Raw genomic sequence first — 16969 nt, forward strand, 5'->3', positions numbered from 1 at the left:
GTTCAAACGCTTGTTAGTGCATGGCTTCCGACATGCTTACCTTTTCCTTGCCGCTGCGGATCATGAGGATGAAGGGCACACATACCAGGAACATAATACCGATATACAGGAATACGTCCATATAGGTAAGTACTGCGGCCTGCTTCATTACCGAGCCGTCGAACATACGGTAAGCCGCAGCCTGGGCCTGGTTAGGCGGCATACCCGCTGCCATAAACTTGGCCTGCATACCCTGCAACTGTTGCTGGAAGCCCACATTGTCGGCACTCACATTCTTGATCAGGTCTACCCGGTGGGTAGCATTACCCATAGTCATAAACGTGGTGATCAATGCGATACCGAACGAACCGCCCAACTGGCGCATCATACCGGTAAAGGCCGCCCCCTGCCCGATCTGTTGTCCCTTAAGCGTGGACAGCGACATCATCGAAACCGGGATAAAAAGCATACCCATCGCCATACCCCGCATCATCAGCATCCAGAAGAAAGCCTCCTTGCTGGTATCGGGGGTAAGAATATTGCGCCCCCACAGGCTATAAACAAAGAACAGGAACATACCTACGGCCGCCAGGTATTGGGGTTTGGCCCCCTTCTGCAGAGCCTGCCCGATAATCGGCATCATAAAGGCCGTCATCAATGCTGCCGGGATCATGATCATACCCGCCTGCTGGGCATTCCAGCCAAGGGAGTTCTGCAGGTACAACGGTACCACGAAGGTAGAGCCGTACAAACCGAAGCCCATGATAAACGATAGAATGGTACCGATACGCAGGTTCCCGTTTTTCAATACCCGCAGTTCCACAATGGGATTCTTATAGGTAAGCTCACGCCAGATAAAGAAATAAAATCCTAATACGGCTGTGATGGTCAGGATCAGGATCTCCCGGTTATTGAACCAGTCGTCCTCCTGCCCGCGTTCCAACACATACTGTAGCGAGCCTACAGCCATGGCCAGGAAAATAATGCCCCACCAGTCGATCTCGCTGGCCGACTTCTTGCTCGCGTATTTAGGGCTGCGCACATATTGCAGCGTAAGCATACAGGCAATAACACCGATCGGGATATTGATGTAAAAGATATAAGGCCAGCTAAAATGCTCTACGATATAACCACCCAACGGCGGTCCGAGCGTAGGACCGATAATAACGCCCAGACCATAAATGGCCTGCGACATACCGCGTTTTTCGGGCGGCCAGCTTTCTGTAATAATGGTCTGTGAGGTTACCAGCAGCGCACCGCCGCCTACACCTTGCAGAAAACGGAACAGGATGAGCTCCCACATCGTGGTGGCATTACCACATAGGAAAGAACATACCGTAAATAGTAATACCGAGGCAGCGAAGTAGTTACGGCGGCCAAACTGCTGCGACAACCAGCTCGTCATAGGTACAACGATAACATTACCGATCGCATAGGCGGTAATTACCCAGCCAATCTCCGATAAGGTCGCACCCAGGTTGCCTTTCATGTCGTTCAGGGCGACATTGACAATCGTGGTATCTACAATTTCCAGCAACGCGCACAGGATCGCGGTGATGGTAACGATAGCCCTCCGACTGCCATATTCAACTAAAGATTCTTGTTGCATAAAAACCCCTTATCCTCTTGGAACGAGGAATTGATTCGTGGTTAAAAATTGTTTATGGCAGGCCCCGGCCCTCGGGCCGGGGTCGATATTTAGTTCAGGTGAACGTCGACCTGCACGTTCATACCGGCGCGCAGTTGTTTGAGGCGTTCGTCTTTTATATCGGTAAATTCGATCTTAACCGGTACACGCTGTACCACCTTTACAAAGTTGCCGCTCGCATTATCGGGAGGCAGCAGGGAGAACTTGGAACCGGTAGCCGGGCTGAAAGAAGTAAGCTTGGCTTCAAATTCGTGATCCGGGAAAGCGTCTACTTTAATGATCACTTTCTGGCCCAGTTTCATTTTGGTAAGCTGGGTTTCTTTAAAGTTGGCCACTACCCATTTAGAATCACCGGGTACGATGTTGAACAGCGACTGACCAGCCTGTAACAGCTGACCGGGCTGCAGGTTTACCTTAGAGATCTGTCCGTCTACCTGTGCGGTAATAACGGTATAGCTCAGGTTAAGGTTAGCCGCTTCGAGCTCGGCCTGGCGTTGCTTGATGGCGGCATTGGCTACCGATACCTGTCCGGCGGAAACGTGTTTCTGCTGGCTGATCACCGCGGTCTGGCGGGCAGCGCTTTGTTTCTGTGCTTTCAGGATATCCAGCTGGCGCTCGGCAGTCTGCTTGGCGGCAGAGGCCTGCTCAAACTGTTGCTGCGTAATGCTGTGGTCTTTGATCAGGTTCTGGTAACGGGCAAAGTCCTGGTTGGCTCTCCAGAGGTTTACTTTGGCCGCTTCGATCTGCGCATCTACCGTACTGATGTTCGATTCTGCAGAGATCACATTGGCAGTAGCTACCGGTATACCGGCATCGGCCACGGTTGCGCTGCTTTGTGCTGCGGCGATACTGGCTTCTACTTCTGCTATTTTAATTTTAAAATCACGGTTATCGAGGATCACCAGGGTATCTCCCTTTTTTACGATCTGGTTATCCTTAACACGTACTTCCTGGATATAACCGGAAACGCGGGGAATAACCGGGCTGATCAGGGATTCTACCTGCGCATCATCGGTTTCTTCGTGTTTTTGCGCATGCATATACTTAATCACACCGTAGGTACCACCTACGAGTACAAGCGCCCCGAACACAATTGCGAAGCGTTTGCTTTTGGGTTTCTTTTCAACTTCAGCGGCGGGTTGGGATTGATTATTTTCCATTTTTATGTTTATGCTATAAAATTTGAGAGAATGATGAGCCGGGGCTCTTTTCGGGTTACTGGTTGGTTTTATTTTTTATCACCGGCGTTTACCGTGCTTTTCTGGATCAGGCCGGCAGTTTCGTTCAGTTTGTTATAAGCGACTACAGCATCGGCTTTGGCATACTCGTAATTGATACCAGCCTGTAACTGGGCTACGTCGGCATCCAGCAGGTCGGTGGTGGTGGCCAGCGCATTGTCGTATTTATTTTTGGTAATGCGGTAGTTCTCGCGGGCCTGCTCTACGGCTTTGGCATACACTTCTATCTTCTTCTGGCTTTCGAGGTAGTTCTGGTAAGCCTGGTGGATCTGCATCCGGATGCCTTCGTTCATTTCCTGCGAAGACCAGTGCAGTTGCTCCTGCTGTGCCTTAGCCTGTTTTACCTTGGCGCCGTTCTTATACAGCGAAGCGATGTTATAACTTACCCCCACACCTACGTTTACGGCATTGGTAACCGTGAGGAAGTTGGGAATATGTGCCGCTACATAACCGCCGGTAAGCGCTACAGAGGGGAAGTAACCGCCGTTAGCCGCTTTTACGCCGGCCTTAGCCGCCTGCTGCCGCTCATCAAGGGCCTGGAAGTCGGCACGGTTGGCAATAGCTGTGGTCTCCCACTCTTCCATGCTCTGGATCTTATACTTGGCGCCCAGCCCGGAATCGTCGAGGCTCAGCTCGGTTTTCTCATCGAGCCCCAGCATCAGGTTCATATTAAAATTGGCGATCTTCTGATTGTTCTCCGCATCGACCAGGGCCAGTTCTACGTTCGATTCCTGCAATTGTACTTTTAAAAGGTCATTGCGGGCAATCAGGCCGTTCTGCTCCATATTACTGAAGTCTTTAACGCGTTGCTGTGCCTGCTTCAGGTTTTCGTTTACCAGTTTTACCGCGGCCTGGGCCTTATACAGGTTGTAATAGGCGGCTACGGTATTCTGGATCACTTCGTCGCGGTCTTTATAGGCATCCAGTTCTGCGGCTTTTTTCAGGTATTTGGCCGATTCGATGCCGTTGCGGATACGCAGACCCGAGAACAGGGGCACCGAAGCGGTAGCCATACCATAGGCCACCTGGTCCACTTTGATCTCCTGGCTGCCGCCGCTGCCTTCACCGCTGCCACTGCCCCCCAGCTTTACCTTCATATCGATATTAGGCTGGTTTACGCGCAGGTAGGATCCGGATATTTTAAGATCGGGGTACTGGTTCATTTTAGCTTCACTCAGTTCGGCGCTGGCCTGGTCGATCTTGGCCGCCGATACTTTAAGTGACTTATTGTTGTCCAGGCTCAGCTGCACGGCTTCCTGCAGGCTTACCTGCCGGGTTTGCTGCGCAAACAGGGCGTTGGAGGATAAACATAGTGCGATAAAGGCAAGGTAACCTTTACTTTTTGTTGGAGATTCCATAGGTTAAAAATGCTTTGAACATTACTTTTAAATGACTCTTTAACTTCTCGATGACCTTGGTATTAAAGGCTTCATCGTCCCCTTCGGGTATGTTATTCTCTTCGCATATAAATTTATAATTGGAAAAGAAATGGTGTACGCTGCCAAAAAGGGTAGCTGCCAGCATACTGATATCAATGTTCTTTTGAAAGATCCCTGCTTTCTGACCGCTTTTGACGGCCACTTCGATCAGGTTACGGTTTTGCCGTTTCATGTCCCGGATGGAACTATACAGCGGTCCTTGCTTGATCAGTACCTGCTCCCGCATCATCAGCCGGTGAAAATCCCGGTTCTCCACGATCACGCTTACATAAGTGTCAATGAGCAGGTCCAGCTTTTCGAAAGGCCCGTGGGCTTTGGAATGAATAATGGCGGCGATCTTGTTTTTCATGAACTGGGTATTGTTCATAAAGATGGCTTCCAGTAACTTCTCTTTGGATCCGAAATAATAGGAAATCATGGCCACATTTACCTCTGCACGTTGCGCTATGTCTCTCACAGATGCCGAATCGAACCCCTTCTCAGCAAATACCTCCAGGGCCTTTTTCATGATCTGCAGTTGCTTCTCATTCAGTTCTATTTCCATATTAATTAGCTTTGCTCATATTGGTTGACATTTGCAACCACAAAATTAAACAAACGTTTGAATTAAACAAACGTTTAATTAATTTTTTAAAGAAAATTTATTGTTAACCGGCTTGTTTTTTTCCGTAAATGCAGAGAAGACGCAGTGTGGGTGCGCCTTCTCATAATTATAAATATAATTTATACTCACTTCGTCAAAGACTGCAGGTAGCTGTCTACGGTGCCGAAAAGGAAATCGGGATACTCGGAAGCGAATTTCAGTTTTACGAAACCACCCAGCAAAGGCCTTGCAGCAGGCTGCTGCAGTTCGGCCGTACTTACGGGTTGCAGGTCGTAGGAAGCACCGGGAAAATAACTGATTACCCGGAGCGCCAGCTCTACACGGTTCATGTAATCGCTGCCGCCGATGTGGTAAATGCCGCTTTTGCTATCGCGCAGCAATACGAACATGGCCCGGGCAATATCGAAAGCGTTGGTAGGATTGGCAAACTGGTCGTAAGGCAGTTTAAGCGTCAGCTTTTTACCCTCGCGGCACTGCTCCACGATACGCGCTACGAAGTTTTTACCCCGCAGTTCATCACCATATACATTGGTAACCCTTAATACAAGGGTATCGGGCAGGGCCTGCAGTGACAGGGTTTCGGCCTCGAGCTTATGCTGGCCGTATATACTTAATGCGTTTACGGCGGCATCTTCGCGGTAGGGACCGTCGTTGCCGTCGAACACATAATCGGTAGAGATAAAGACGAACCTGGCCTTGCAATCCTGCGCTACCGCGATCAGGTTTTTGGTGCTTTGTACGGTCTTTTCATAACTTTCTTCAGGATGCGTTTCACAATAATCCACATGGGTAAGCGCTCCGCAATGCACGATCACATCGGGCGCAAAGGCTTTAACATCAAAATTATCGGGGTGCGCAGGCTCCAGGGTATTGTAAAAAACGGTGGCATCGGTGCTGTAGGAAAGGTGCGTACCGACTACTTCCCAGCCCATATCGCTGAAATGTTTGAGGCAGTTGCCGCCCAATAAACCGGAAGCCCCGGATATAAATACTTTCATGGTAAAACAGGATTGCAGGTGTTGGAGGGTATCGTTAAAAACCCATTGCCCTACCCTGGGGTCCGGCAATGGGTTCGATCGTTGAAGCAGGTTTACTCGGCTACGGTTTCGGAAGCGCCGATGTATTCGAGCACTTTATTGACCATATCTTTAGAACCGATAAAGATCGGCACGCGTTGGTGCAGTTCGGTAGGCTGTATATCCAGTACACGGCCATGACCGTCGGTGCTCAGGCCGCCCGCCGCTTCGATAATGAAGGACATGGGATTGCACTCGTACAGCAGGCGCAGTTTACCATTGGGACTCTTTTTATCGCCGGGATACATAAACACACCACCTTTAATGAGTGTGCGGTGCAGGTCGGCTACCATCGAACCGATATAACGGTGCGAATAAGGACGGCCTTCTTCTTTATTGATCTCCATGCAATGATCCAGGAAATCGAGCATGCCTTTTTCGTAGTGGCGGCTGTTGCCCTGGTTGATGGAATAGATCTTGCCTTTTTCTGCGCATTTCATTTGCGGATGCGACAGGCAGAACTCGCCGATAGAAGGCTCGAGGGTAAAACCATTGGTGCCCAGGCGGGTGGCATATACCAGCATGGTGCTGCTGCCATAGATTACATAACCGGCGGCCATCAGCTTATTGCCCGGCTGCAGGAAGTCTTCTTTGGTACAGGGCTGGCCCAGCGGCGATACCCTGCGGTAGATCGCAAAAATAGTACCGATAGAAGCGTTCACATCGATATTGGAAGAGCCGTCGAGCGGATCGAACAATACCACGTATTTTGAATTTACGGAATATTCATCTTCGAAGGCTATAAAGTTATCGTTCTCCTCGGAACCGATACCCGCACAATCGTTACTGTTACGCAGTACATTGATCAGCGCCTCATCCGCATACACGTCGAGTTTCATCTGTTCTTCGCCCTGCACATTCGTAGCGCCGAATTTCCCGATAATATCTACAAGGCCGGCTTTATTGACCTGTTTGTTAATCAGTTTGCAAGCCAGGGAGATATCGCGTAATAAAGCAGAAAGTTCTCCGGTAGCTTTGGGGAATTCACGGGTTTGCTGGATGGTAAACTCATCAAGCGTAATCAGTTTGCGGGATGTAGCCATGTTTTAAAGTATAGATATTTTGGTCTGCAAAGGTAATAAATTAACCGGCACAGATAGTTACATTTTCAATATTTTGGAAGGCAGTTTCAGCCAGTTGATGCGGTCCAGGTTAATGCTGAACGCAATGGTTTTCAGGAAACGGTTCTCGGGGTATACGGATTTGGTGTATTCGCTCAGGTCCTTGCTCAGCACCAGCGGCAGGTATATGGTTATATAATCGGTAACCGATACTTCCAGGCCCGCCTCATATAATACCCCGGCGCCGCTGGGATTTATACGTTTGGCATCGGCAAAAGTGGCCACATCGGCAAAGATCCGCACCGGCAGGTTCCAGAAAGGCAGATCGGTTTTTATGTTCAGGGCAAACAGCCAGTCGTCGGTAAGCCCCAGCTGCTGCGAATATTGCAGGGTGTTCACTTTAAAGCCACCTTCCTTCATACTGATCTGCTGGGCATAGAAGCCGCGCTGCTCGTTGCGGCCCAGGTAGGTCTCATCGTACAGGTAATCGTTGGCGCCGCTGTAGGTATTGGCTATGCGGTAGCGGTAGGCATCGAAGTCGTTGCTGGCAAAGTTGAAGAACTTGCCGGCATAGGCCCGCAGGTACAGCGCTTTGTTCTTTTTAAAGTAATCGATCCGCAGGTTGGCCTCTACGCTCAGTTTGGCAAACTGTTTGCCGGCCTGGCCTTCGAGGGTATAGTTAAAGGGATTGAAGGTGCGGTCGTTGTCGTGGCGATAACGGATACGCGCATAAAAATTGTCTTCGTAACCGCCTTTCGATGGCCGGTAGAGGCTATCTACCGGGCTCATGTTGAAGTCGAGCTGGTCTTCCCTGATCCAGTATCCCTTCAGCGACAAGGTACGGGTTACCGGGCTGCGGGGATAAGGCTTGCGCAGGTTAAAGATAACTTCGGGCGCTACTTTGACAAAGCGGGCATGTACGGCTTCGTCCACGTTCAGCTTGTTTTTGGTATACGAGAAGGTTTTGCCCTCTACGTTAAACTGGATATCGTGCAGGAAGCCCTGGTCGAAATAAGCGGTATAACCCACAACACCCGTACCTGCAGCAGTCTTGCTGCCGAACCCATAAAGCGGCGCCAGCATATACTGGAATTTATGCTGCGGCAGGGTCAGGTTATGCAGTAATATACCGGCCATAAAACCGTCGTAATAGTTAAAGCCCAGGGCCGGGGAGATAAAGGTCTTGCTGGTACGGTCCATATTAAAACCCAGGAAGGGCTTGAGTTTCCAGCGGCGGCGGGTATCGTTGTTGCGGATGTTATAGTCCGGGATCACCCCGGCAATCTTCAGTTCTTTATAACGATCGATACCCGGGAAGTTTACCGTGGCGGTACCGGTAAAGGGTTCGGTCCAGGCAAAGGCCGAGTCTGCCTGGTTACCGGGGTACAAGGCTATTTTGACCGGCGCTTTAAAACCGGTTTTGTTTTTGATCTTTACGGTAAGCCCATCTTTTTTGGACACGGACTGCAGGGCAAAGTCCACCGGCTTATTGGTGGTCATGGCCTCGCTGAAGAACCAATCCAGGTTCTTATTGCTATGCCGGCGCATCACGGCTTCAAAGTCTTCGGGCTGCGGATGTTTATACTGCCAGGTCCGGAAGTAGTCTTTCATGGCGGTTTCGAACGAATCGGGACCCATATAATCTTCCAGCCAGGCCACCAGGTAAGCCGTCTTGCCATAGATGTCCACGCCATAGCTCATTTCGGGAAAGAGCGTAGCATCGCTGTTGGCAGGCAACAGGTTATGGGTAGCCGATAAGGTGGCATACCCCAGGAAGTTGCCGTCCTTGCCGCCGGTAAGTTTGGTAAAAGCGCTTTCGTCGGGCGCCAGCTTTTGTTCGTAAAAACTATTAATACCCTCATCCATCCAGGGATTATTGCGCTCGTTGCTGCCCAGCATGCCGTAAAACCAGTTGTGCCCTACTTCGTGCACGATGGCAGTGCGTACCATGTCGGCATCGGGTGTGGCGGCTATAATCGTTATGGTCGGGTACTCCATGCCGCCACCGGCAGGCATAGGCCCTTCTACCGCCTTAACGGTACGGTAGGGATAGGCCCCTACCCGGCTGCTGTAGCCGTTTATCGCGGTCTTAACGGCCACCAGGCTTTTGCTCCAGGCTTTCTGATGCTCCGGCGTAAAACAGGTAAAGGCTTCTACAACGCCACCACCGGGTACGCTTACGGTATCTTTCCGTACGATCCAGGTCTTATCGGCAAACCAGGCAAAGTCATGTATGTTTTGTTCTTCGAAGGTTACCGTTTTCATCTGCTCTGCAGAAAGCGGCCTGCTTTTTTTATAAAGGGTATCCGCAGGCAAAGGCTGGGCAGCCAGCTTTTCCAGCCAGGCCCGCTCGCTTTCTTCCTGTATATTGCCGCTACCCATTATGATATAGTTGGCCGGCAGGGTTACCGCCACTTCGTAGTTGCCGAATTCGCTGTAGAATTCGCCCTGGTCGAGGTACGGTAAGGGATGCCAGCCTTTAGCATCGTATACCGCCGGCTTGGGGAACCACTGCGATACCTGGAAGGATTCCCGGCCATGACCCAGGCGGGAAAAGGTTTTCGGGATCTTGACGCGGAATGGCGTTTCGATCAGTAAACGGCCGCCGGGCGGCAGGATATCCGGCAATACCAGTTTGATCACATCGGGATCGGTAGTAACGACTACGCCCATGGATCTCGGATCGCCGTTATCGTAGGAAGCCGTAAACTTAAGACTGTCCATATACCCACGGTCGTCAGCATCGCTGAAGTAATGATCGGTATGCCCGTTCTCTACCGCCTGCTTTTCATAGGCGGTGCGGTCGGTGCGGAAGGCATTGGGATAGAGATGGAAGTAAATGAATTTAAGACTGTCGGGCGAATTGTTCTGGTAGGTAATAGTGCTATGCCCGCGCAGCATATTGGCCTTATCGTCTAGGGTAACGGAGATCTGGTGGTCTACCTGCTGCTGCCAGTAAGCAGCCTGGGCGTTTACAACCGCGGGCAGCATGATGCCGAGCAGGCAAGGTAGCATATGTTTTGCGTTCAAAATAGCGATGTTTTGTATGAGATATAGGTATAAAACGTCCGGCAAAAATAGCGGATTATTTTACGCAGGGCGTATAGCTTTTATTGCCCGTAATATTCGGATTCGAAAAACTCGTCGCGCTCCAGGTTACCGCCGTCTGCCGCCCTTGTAGCCAGCACGTCGCAGCGGTTATTCATCGCGTTATTGGCATGGCCTTTTACCCAGTTGAGCTTGATGCGGTGCCTGCGGTACAGTTTCAAAAAGCGTTGCCACAGGTCGGAGTTTTTCTTGCCGGCAAAATTTTTCTTTTCCCAGCCAAATACCCAGCCTTTTTCTACAGCATTGACCACGTATTCCGAATCGGTAAAGACCTGGATCTCGAGTTGTTCGCGGGTAAGCGCTTCCAGGGCTTTGATCACGGCCAGCAGCTCCATCCGGTTATTGGTGGTCATCTGGAAACCGCCCGAAAGCTCTTTTTCTTTTTCTCCCCATTTTAAAATAGCGCCGTAGCCGCCCCTGCCCGGGTTTCCCCTGGAGGCGCCGTCTGTGTAGATGATCAGTGACAATGTATTGAATTTAATTAAATGAACCTGCGGTTCTGGTTTGTGAACTACCTTTGCGGCCAAAATTACAATCTTGAACCGCAAAATAAAAGTTTCCGCAGTAAGTTATTTAAATACCAAACCGCTGCTGTATGGCATTGAACGCCATGCCGTGATGCAGGACATGGACCTGGTGCTGGAGTATCCATCACTCATCGCCAGGCACCTCCAGGAAGATACCACAGATATTGGCCTGGTACCCGTTGCCGCTATCCCTTCTATTCCCAACGCCCGTATCATCAGTGATTACGGTATCGGCGCCGATGGCAAAGTGGCTTCGGTATGCATTTTCAGCAAGGTGCCCATGGAGCAGATCAGGCAGGTATATCTCGATTATCAATCCCGCACTTCGGTACGGCTGGCACAGGTATTGCTCCGCCATTACTGGAAACAGGACGTGGAATTCCTGCAGGCGCCCGAAAACTATATCGACCTGGTATCCGGTACTACGGCTGCGGTTATTATCGGCGACCGCGCGCTGGAGCAACTGGGTAACTTCGCATACATCTACGACCTGGCCGAAAACTGGAAAGCCTTTACCGGCCTGCCTTTTATCTTCGCAGCCTGGGTGGCCAACAAAGAACTTCCCGAAAGTTTTATCCGGCAGTTCAACGAAGCCAATGCTGCCGGCCTGGAGCATCTCGACGAGGTGATCGCCGAAAACCCTTACCCCGCCTACGATCTGAATGTATACTACCGGGAAAACATCCTGTATTATCTCGACGAAACTAAGAAGCAGGGCCTTGCCCGTTTCCTCGAATACCTGAAAGAGCCTGCCATTATATAATTGCACCTTTTACATGCAGTGGTTAGCACCGCATGATCCATCTTTCCCGAAACAAACACGGGGCCTCGTATACGATACAAGGCCCCGTGTTTATTTATAATACCTGTGTTTTCTTACAGGTTCTTCAGGATAAATTCAGTCATGCGGTTAAACAATTGCAGCCGGGTATTGCCGCCATAGATACCGTGGTTCTTATTGGGATAATAAGTCGATTCGAATTGTTTATTGGCCTGGATCAGCTCTTCGGTAAGCATGGCCGCGTTCTGGAAATGCACGTTATCGTCGGCAGTACCGTGTATGATCAGGAACCTGCCTTTCAGCTTGGAAGCCATACTTTCCGGTGCATTCTGATCATAGCCGTCTTTGTTTTGCTGCGGCGTGCGCATATAACGCTCGGTATAAATATTGTCGTAATAACGCCAGTTGGTTACCGGCGCTACGGCTACTGCAGCTTTAAACACATCGGCCCCTTTCAGGATACAGGTGGCGCTCATAAAACCGCCGTAACTCCAGCCCCATATACCGATGCGGTCGCGGTCGATATAGTTCTGACCGGCCATATACTTCGCCACGGCGATCTGGTCGTCGCTCTCGTATTTACCGAGCTGCAGGTAGGTTTTCTTTTTAAACTGTTCGCCCCTGGCGCCGGTACCGGTACCATCCACACACAGGATGATATAACCTTTCTGGGCCATCATCTGGTGCCAGAAGTAATTGCCCACCGGGAATTTGTCTTCTACTTCCTGCGAGCCCGGGCCGCTGTACTGGTACATCAGCAAGGGATATTTTCTAGCCGGATCAAAATTGGCAGGTTTGATCATCCAGGCATTCAGCCGGTCGCCTTTTTCATTGGGCACCTGCAACATCGTCACGGGCGACAATACATAACGGTCCATCGTTTCGCGCAGCGCTTTATTGTCTTCCAGCACCCTGATGTCGCGCCCGTTATTATCGATCAGGGTAAATACCGGCACGGTATTCAGGGCAGAATGTTTGTCGAGGAAATAACGCAAACCGGCGCAGGGCGTAATGTCGTGCGTACCACGCTCCGGTGTAAGGCACAGTGTTTTCTTGCCTTCCCAGTCTACCCGGTACAACTTGCGTTCGAGGGGCGAGGTTACCCCGGCGGTATAATACACGGCTTTGGCCTTTTCGTCCACACCGTGCATGATATCTACATCCCAACCGCCGCTTGTAAGTTGGGTCAGCTGTTGTTTTACCCAGTTCCATTTGTAGAGATGGTTATAACCGTCGCGTTCCGAGTTCAGGATAAACGACTCGCCATCGGGCAGGAAGGTCAGGTTATCGTTGATATCGATGTAGTACTGGTTCTCTTCGGTATAAATGGTCTTGCTGCTGCCGGTTGCCGCATCGGCCAATAATAACTCCAGCTTGTTCTGCAGCCGGTTAAACCGGTAGATGCACAATTCCGTAGGCTTGCGCGTCCAGCGTATACGGGGAATGTACTGATCGGTTACGGCGCCTACGTCGGCAGTCTGCGCAGTGCCTTTACGCACATCATACAGGTGAATGCTCACCACCGAATTATCCTCGCCGGCCTTGGGATACTTATAGGTATAGTTGCGCGGATAATTGCTTTCGCGTTCGTAGTAAGCAATCGTAAACTCTTTTACCTTGCTTTCGTCGAAGCGGTAATAGGCAATGTAATTGCCGTCGGGCGACCATTCGAAAGCTTTAGAGAACGAGAACTCTTCTTCATACACCCAATCGCAATTACCGTTGATTACGGCATTCTTGGCGCCATCGCTGGTAACGGCAGTAAGCGCACCGCTTGCCAGGTCTTTCATGTAGAGATTATTGCCTTTTACAAAGGCGACTTTATTGCCTGCCGGGTTGAAGCTGGCATGCAATACCATATCGGGGTCCAGCAATTGCCGGGCGCCGGTTTTAAGGTCATATACCCAAACCTGGAATAAAGTGGAACGACGGTAAATAGGTTCCGATTTGGTAAACAGCAGGAGCTTTTGCTCGTCGCCGCTAAAGGCATAGTCGGTAATGGCGTGGTCTTCGTCGCGCAGACTGTCGCGGAACAGGGTCTTTATCTTTTTACCTTTAGCCAGGTCGTAGATATTGATCTCCTGGCCGCCTACCCCGTCTTCGAGACGGGTATACCGCTTGCCATCGCTCAGGGCATTAAAGCCGGGAACATTTTTGGGAATAAAGGTGCCTTTTTTCCAGATATCCTCGAGGGATACCTGCCTGAGGTCCTGGGCCTGCAATGCAGGCGAGGCCGCTAAAAGAGCCAGTGCACAAAATAGGTTACGTAATAAAGCCGTGTAGCTATTGGTCATTATATATACTATTAAGGCTGCTAAAATACAGCCTAAAACCAATAAATTACTCCCCCGTTATAAGTGATTTTAATTTCCGGGGCCGGGCTTTGAAATACGGGACAGCTTAATGCTGCTCTTCCAGTGTTTTGCGGTTGATCAGGTCCAGCAGGTTACCCACGGCTTCGGGGCGCGGCTGCAGTGCTATTTTACGCACCATTTCAATTTCAGAAGCAAACTGTTCTTCCATCAGGTTTTGCAGTACCTGTAAGTGGGCTTCCTGGGCGTTGTCGGATAATGTGTTGAAAGAGGGGGTATGGTGTAATTTTTGGTCCATCAGGAATCAATTTTAAAGTAAAACGAGAGATTGTTAACTTTATTATGTAACCGCCAAGTTAAAATTACAAAACAAACCTATTTTGGTTTAGTTGTTTTTGCGGAATCGGTAATGATCAGGTATACATCTTCTCCATCCTTTTTTTCGTGGTACTTTTCGCGGGCATACTGCTCGAGCTTGCCGGAACTGTTATTCAGCGCATTCAGCTCCTGTTCCATGCGTTCGCTTTCGCTCCTGATATGATCGATCTTTTCCTGGAGCTCGTTGCGTTCCTGTTCGCGTTCCCTTTGTGTAAACCAGTCGTTCTGGTCGAAAAACAGCATCAGCAGCAGGAATACCGCGGCTGTGATGACATATTTATTGGCTATTAACTTCAGGGGCCGTTTCACAAAGGTAATTTTTTTTAATAAATGCAATAAGGTACAAAGTTTGGAAAAATAAACCAGAATGCCTGCGCCGGGGTTCTACTATTTTTCCCCATAAGATCAAAAAGGGTGTTTAAAGCCCGATAAATAGTTTTACTTTTGCGCCTGATTACTCATTTAAAAAACAATCGTCCCCATACTCATGTTGCAGGATTATACCGCACAGAACGAAAAAGAGACCCGTGCCGGCTTTGGTGAGGGTATCCACGAAGTCGCCAAAACCAATCCGAATGTAGTCGCGCTTACCGCCGATCTTGCAGGCTCCCTGAAGCTCAATGCTTTTATCAAGGATTTCCCTGAAAGATTTATCCAATGCGGTATTGCCGAGGCCAATATGATCGGTATCGGCGCCGGGCTCACCATCGGAGGCAAAATCCCCTACACGACTACGTTTGCCAACTTCTCTACATCCAGGGTCTACGACCAGATCCGCCAGTCTGTAGCTTACAGCGGTAAAAATGTAAAGATCTGTGCTTCGCATGCCGGGCTTACCCTTGGCGAAGACGGCGCTACGCACCAGGTACTGGAAGATATCGGTATGATGAAGATGCTGCCCGAGATGACCGTGATCGTTCCCTGCGACTTTAACCAGACCAAAGCGGCTACCAAAGCGATAGCCGACTACCAGGGTCCTGTATACCTGCGTTTCGGACGTGTAAAATGGGCCAACTTTACCAAAGAAGACGGCAGCGATTTCGAAATCGGCAAAGCCCAGGTTATGAACGAAGGTACCGATGTATCGATCATCGCCTGCGGTCATATGGTATGGAATGCACTGGAAGCGGCACGCGCACTGGAAGCCAAAGGCATCTCCTGCGATGTGATCAATATACACACCATTAAACCCCTGGACGAAGCAGCAATCATTAAATCGCTGAAGAAGACCGGTGCTGTGGTTACTGCCGAAGAACACCAGATGAACGGCGGCCTGGGCGACAGCGTAGCTAATGTGGCTTCCCGCAACTGTCCTGTTCCACATGAATATGTAGCCGTTAAAGACACTTTCGGCGAAAGCGGTAAACCCAACGACCTGCTGAAAAAATACGGCCTGACCAGCGAAGATATTATCGCTGCTGCCGAAGCTGCGATCAAAAGGAAATAAGTTATACAAAAAGATAACCGGTTGTACCGGTAACCAAGCGGCCGGTATCCCGGCCGCTTTGCTTTTTAGCCCCTACCCGCCGGCCGGGTCGAAAAATGTTGGTCTTTTAATATACCCGGCCCGGTAATAACAGGGGTTTTCGGCTTTAAAATGTTACTTTTAAACCAAAAAACGCAACGCCTATGAAAGCCCGTATACTATCCCTGGTCCTGCTCCTGTCTGTCCTGTGGGGAACATCCGGTTATGCCCAAAAGTCCATGACACCCGTTGCCTTTAACGATGAGCTGGTAAAAGTAACCGAAACCCTTTACCAGTTGGGTACGGAATGGGGAACCCGTTTTGCGGCCATTAACAGCAACGAAGGAAAAGATTTCAGCCAGCTGAAGCCCCTGCGGCAAAAACTGACCGATTTTATAACCGGGCAAACCAAAGCCATCAAACAGCTACCCAATACCGGCAAAGGCGCCGAAGCTTTTAAAAAAGTGATGCTCGAGTTCCTGGTTTTTGAAGAGGGCATGATCAATTCCGGTTTTATCCCGATGGAGCAACTAGGCCCGCAATCTACGGACGAGGCGATACAAAAGGCCACTCAAAACCTAACCGACCTGGCCTCCAAAGAAGGAGAAGCGCTGGATAAAGTGCATAAGGCCCAGGACCAGTACGCGGCCGACAATAACTTTGTGATCGAGGACGAAAAATAAGGGCCGCGCCGCGCAATTAGGGATCAAGCGGAATTTCTGGGGGATTAAAAATCAAGCCTGCAGATCTGTTCCTCTATTATTTATTCAAGGGAAATTAACAGGGAGCGCTTTAGCCATCGAGGATAGATAAATATACTGCATACCAGGTCCTGGCGGGCGAATGTGATCCTGTGAATTTCATTTTTCTCGCAGCGAGCGCTGCGCCGCAGCGAACGGGTGCACATTGGTCGTAACATCTGGCCACCAACCGCCTAAGCATGCTTTGCTAGACGCCCATTACGTGCATTGCCGGGCATCTAGCCAGGAAATAACCAAACATACCGACCTTTAGAAAAAGGGCGTTAATAAACCGCGTAGCGCTCATGAGCACCAATAGGAAAATAAAAAACACAGCGAATAAATGCTGCAGGACGCCGTATAGAAAGAAATACAGTTCCCACAGTCTGGCCCAGTACCTTAGTTCGTTCGTCATTCCTTCGTCCATTTTTTTGCTACTGCCCGGAATATTTCTTTTAGGCGTACAAGGCATTTTTAGCAATTTTCTACAGTCTTGATTTTTGCTTCTTTGTATTAAGACAAAGAAGAATAAAAAAATCAGGGTAAGTATACCCCCCAAGATATTCCACTTGATCCGAAAAATAAGGACCAGGCCGCGCAATGAGCAGCGCAG

At 49.9% G+C, this 16969-nt stretch carries 14 protein-coding genes; 3 read left to right on the forward strand and 11 right to left on the reverse strand.

What is annotated here, in order from left to right:
- Nucleotides 1-13 precede the first annotated feature (13 nt).
- The 8 genes from B0I18_RS22640 to rnhA all read right to left on the reverse strand — a co-directional run bounded on the left by B0I18_RS22640 (nt 14) and on the right by rnhA (nt 10620).
- Entirely contained in the window at nt 14-1588 is a 1575-nt protein-coding gene (locus B0I18_RS22640; protein WP_106525049.1) for a DHA2 family efflux MFS transporter permease subunit, read from the reverse strand.
- An 89-nt stretch (nt 1589-1677) separates the two neighbouring features.
- Nucleotides 1678-2787, reverse strand: coding sequence for an HlyD family secretion protein (locus B0I18_RS22645; protein ID WP_106525050.1), 1110 nt, complete (start codon nt 2785-2787; stop codon nt 1678-1680).
- A gap of 68 nt (nt 2788-2855) precedes the next feature.
- A complete protein-coding gene (locus tag B0I18_RS22650; protein ID WP_106525051.1) occupies nt 2856-4223 on the reverse strand; it encodes a TolC family protein in 1368 nt (455 codons plus the stop codon).
- Nucleotides 4201-4848, reverse strand: coding sequence for a TetR/AcrR family transcriptional regulator (locus B0I18_RS22655; RefSeq protein WP_106525052.1), 648 nt, complete (start codon nt 4846-4848; stop codon nt 4201-4203). The genes B0I18_RS22650 and B0I18_RS22655 overlap by 23 nt, the downstream gene beginning before the upstream one ends.
- Before the next feature lie 185 nt (nt 4849-5033).
- On the reverse strand, nt 5034-5906 hold the full coding sequence (locus B0I18_RS22660) for an SDR family oxidoreductase (RefSeq protein ID WP_146146852.1): 873 nt from the start codon (nt 5904-5906) through the stop codon (nt 5034-5036).
- Nucleotides 5907-5998: 92 nt separating this feature from the next.
- Nucleotides 5999-7027, reverse strand: coding sequence for a class 1 fructose-bisphosphatase (gene fbp / locus B0I18_RS22665; protein ID WP_106525054.1), 1029 nt, complete (start codon nt 7025-7027; stop codon nt 5999-6001).
- 57 nt (nt 7028-7084) lie between these two features.
- Nucleotides 7085-10075, reverse strand: coding sequence for a M1 family metallopeptidase (locus B0I18_RS22670; RefSeq protein ID WP_106525055.1), 2991 nt, complete (start codon nt 10073-10075; stop codon nt 7085-7087).
- Between the two features lie 80 nt (nt 10076-10155).
- Nucleotides 10156-10620, reverse strand: coding sequence for a ribonuclease HI (gene rnhA / locus B0I18_RS22675; RefSeq protein ID WP_106525056.1), 465 nt, complete (start codon nt 10618-10620; stop codon nt 10156-10158).
- 70 nt (nt 10621-10690) lie between these two features.
- Here rnhA and B0I18_RS22680 point away from each other — a divergent pair, with 70 nt between their 5' ends.
- Nucleotides 10691-11443 carry a menaquinone biosynthetic enzyme MqnA/MqnD family protein gene (locus B0I18_RS22680; RefSeq protein ID WP_106525057.1) on the forward strand — a complete coding sequence of 251 codons (753 nt, stop codon included), beginning with the start codon at nt 10691-10693 and terminating at the stop codon, nt 11441-11443.
- A 113-nt stretch (nt 11444-11556) separates the two neighbouring features.
- Here the strand turns inward: B0I18_RS22680 and B0I18_RS22685 are convergent, their stop codons facing one another.
- From B0I18_RS22685 to B0I18_RS22695, 3 genes are all read right to left on the reverse strand, one after another.
- On the reverse strand, nt 11557-13755 hold the full coding sequence (locus tag B0I18_RS22685; RefSeq protein ID WP_106525058.1) for a S9 family peptidase: 2199 nt from the start codon (nt 13753-13755) through the stop codon (nt 11557-11559).
- A gap of 106 nt (nt 13756-13861) precedes the next feature.
- Entirely contained in the window at nt 13862-14071 is a 210-nt protein-coding gene (locus B0I18_RS22690; protein WP_106525059.1) for a hypothetical protein, read from the reverse strand.
- Nucleotides 14072-14148: 77 nt separating this feature from the next.
- Nucleotides 14149-14460 carry an FtsB family cell division protein gene (locus B0I18_RS22695; protein WP_106525060.1) on the reverse strand — a complete coding sequence of 104 codons (312 nt, stop codon included), beginning with the start codon at nt 14458-14460 and terminating at the stop codon, nt 14149-14151.
- Between the two features lie 178 nt (nt 14461-14638).
- Here B0I18_RS22695 and B0I18_RS22700 point away from each other — a divergent pair, with 178 nt between their 5' ends.
- Nucleotides 14639-15598, forward strand: a complete 960-nt coding sequence (locus B0I18_RS22700; protein ID WP_106525061.1) for a transketolase family protein — start codon at nt 14639-14641, stop codon at nt 15596-15598.
- Between the two features lie 182 nt (nt 15599-15780).
- Nucleotides 15781-16299, forward strand: a complete 519-nt coding sequence (locus B0I18_RS22705; protein ID WP_106525062.1) for a hypothetical protein — start codon at nt 15781-15783, stop codon at nt 16297-16299.
- Nucleotides 16300-16969: the final 670 nt, after the last annotated feature.

The sequence above is a fragment of the Taibaiella chishuiensis genome, from assembly GCF_003014535.1.
GTDB lineage: Bacteria > Bacteroidota > Bacteroidia > Chitinophagales > Chitinophagaceae > Taibaiella > Taibaiella chishuiensis.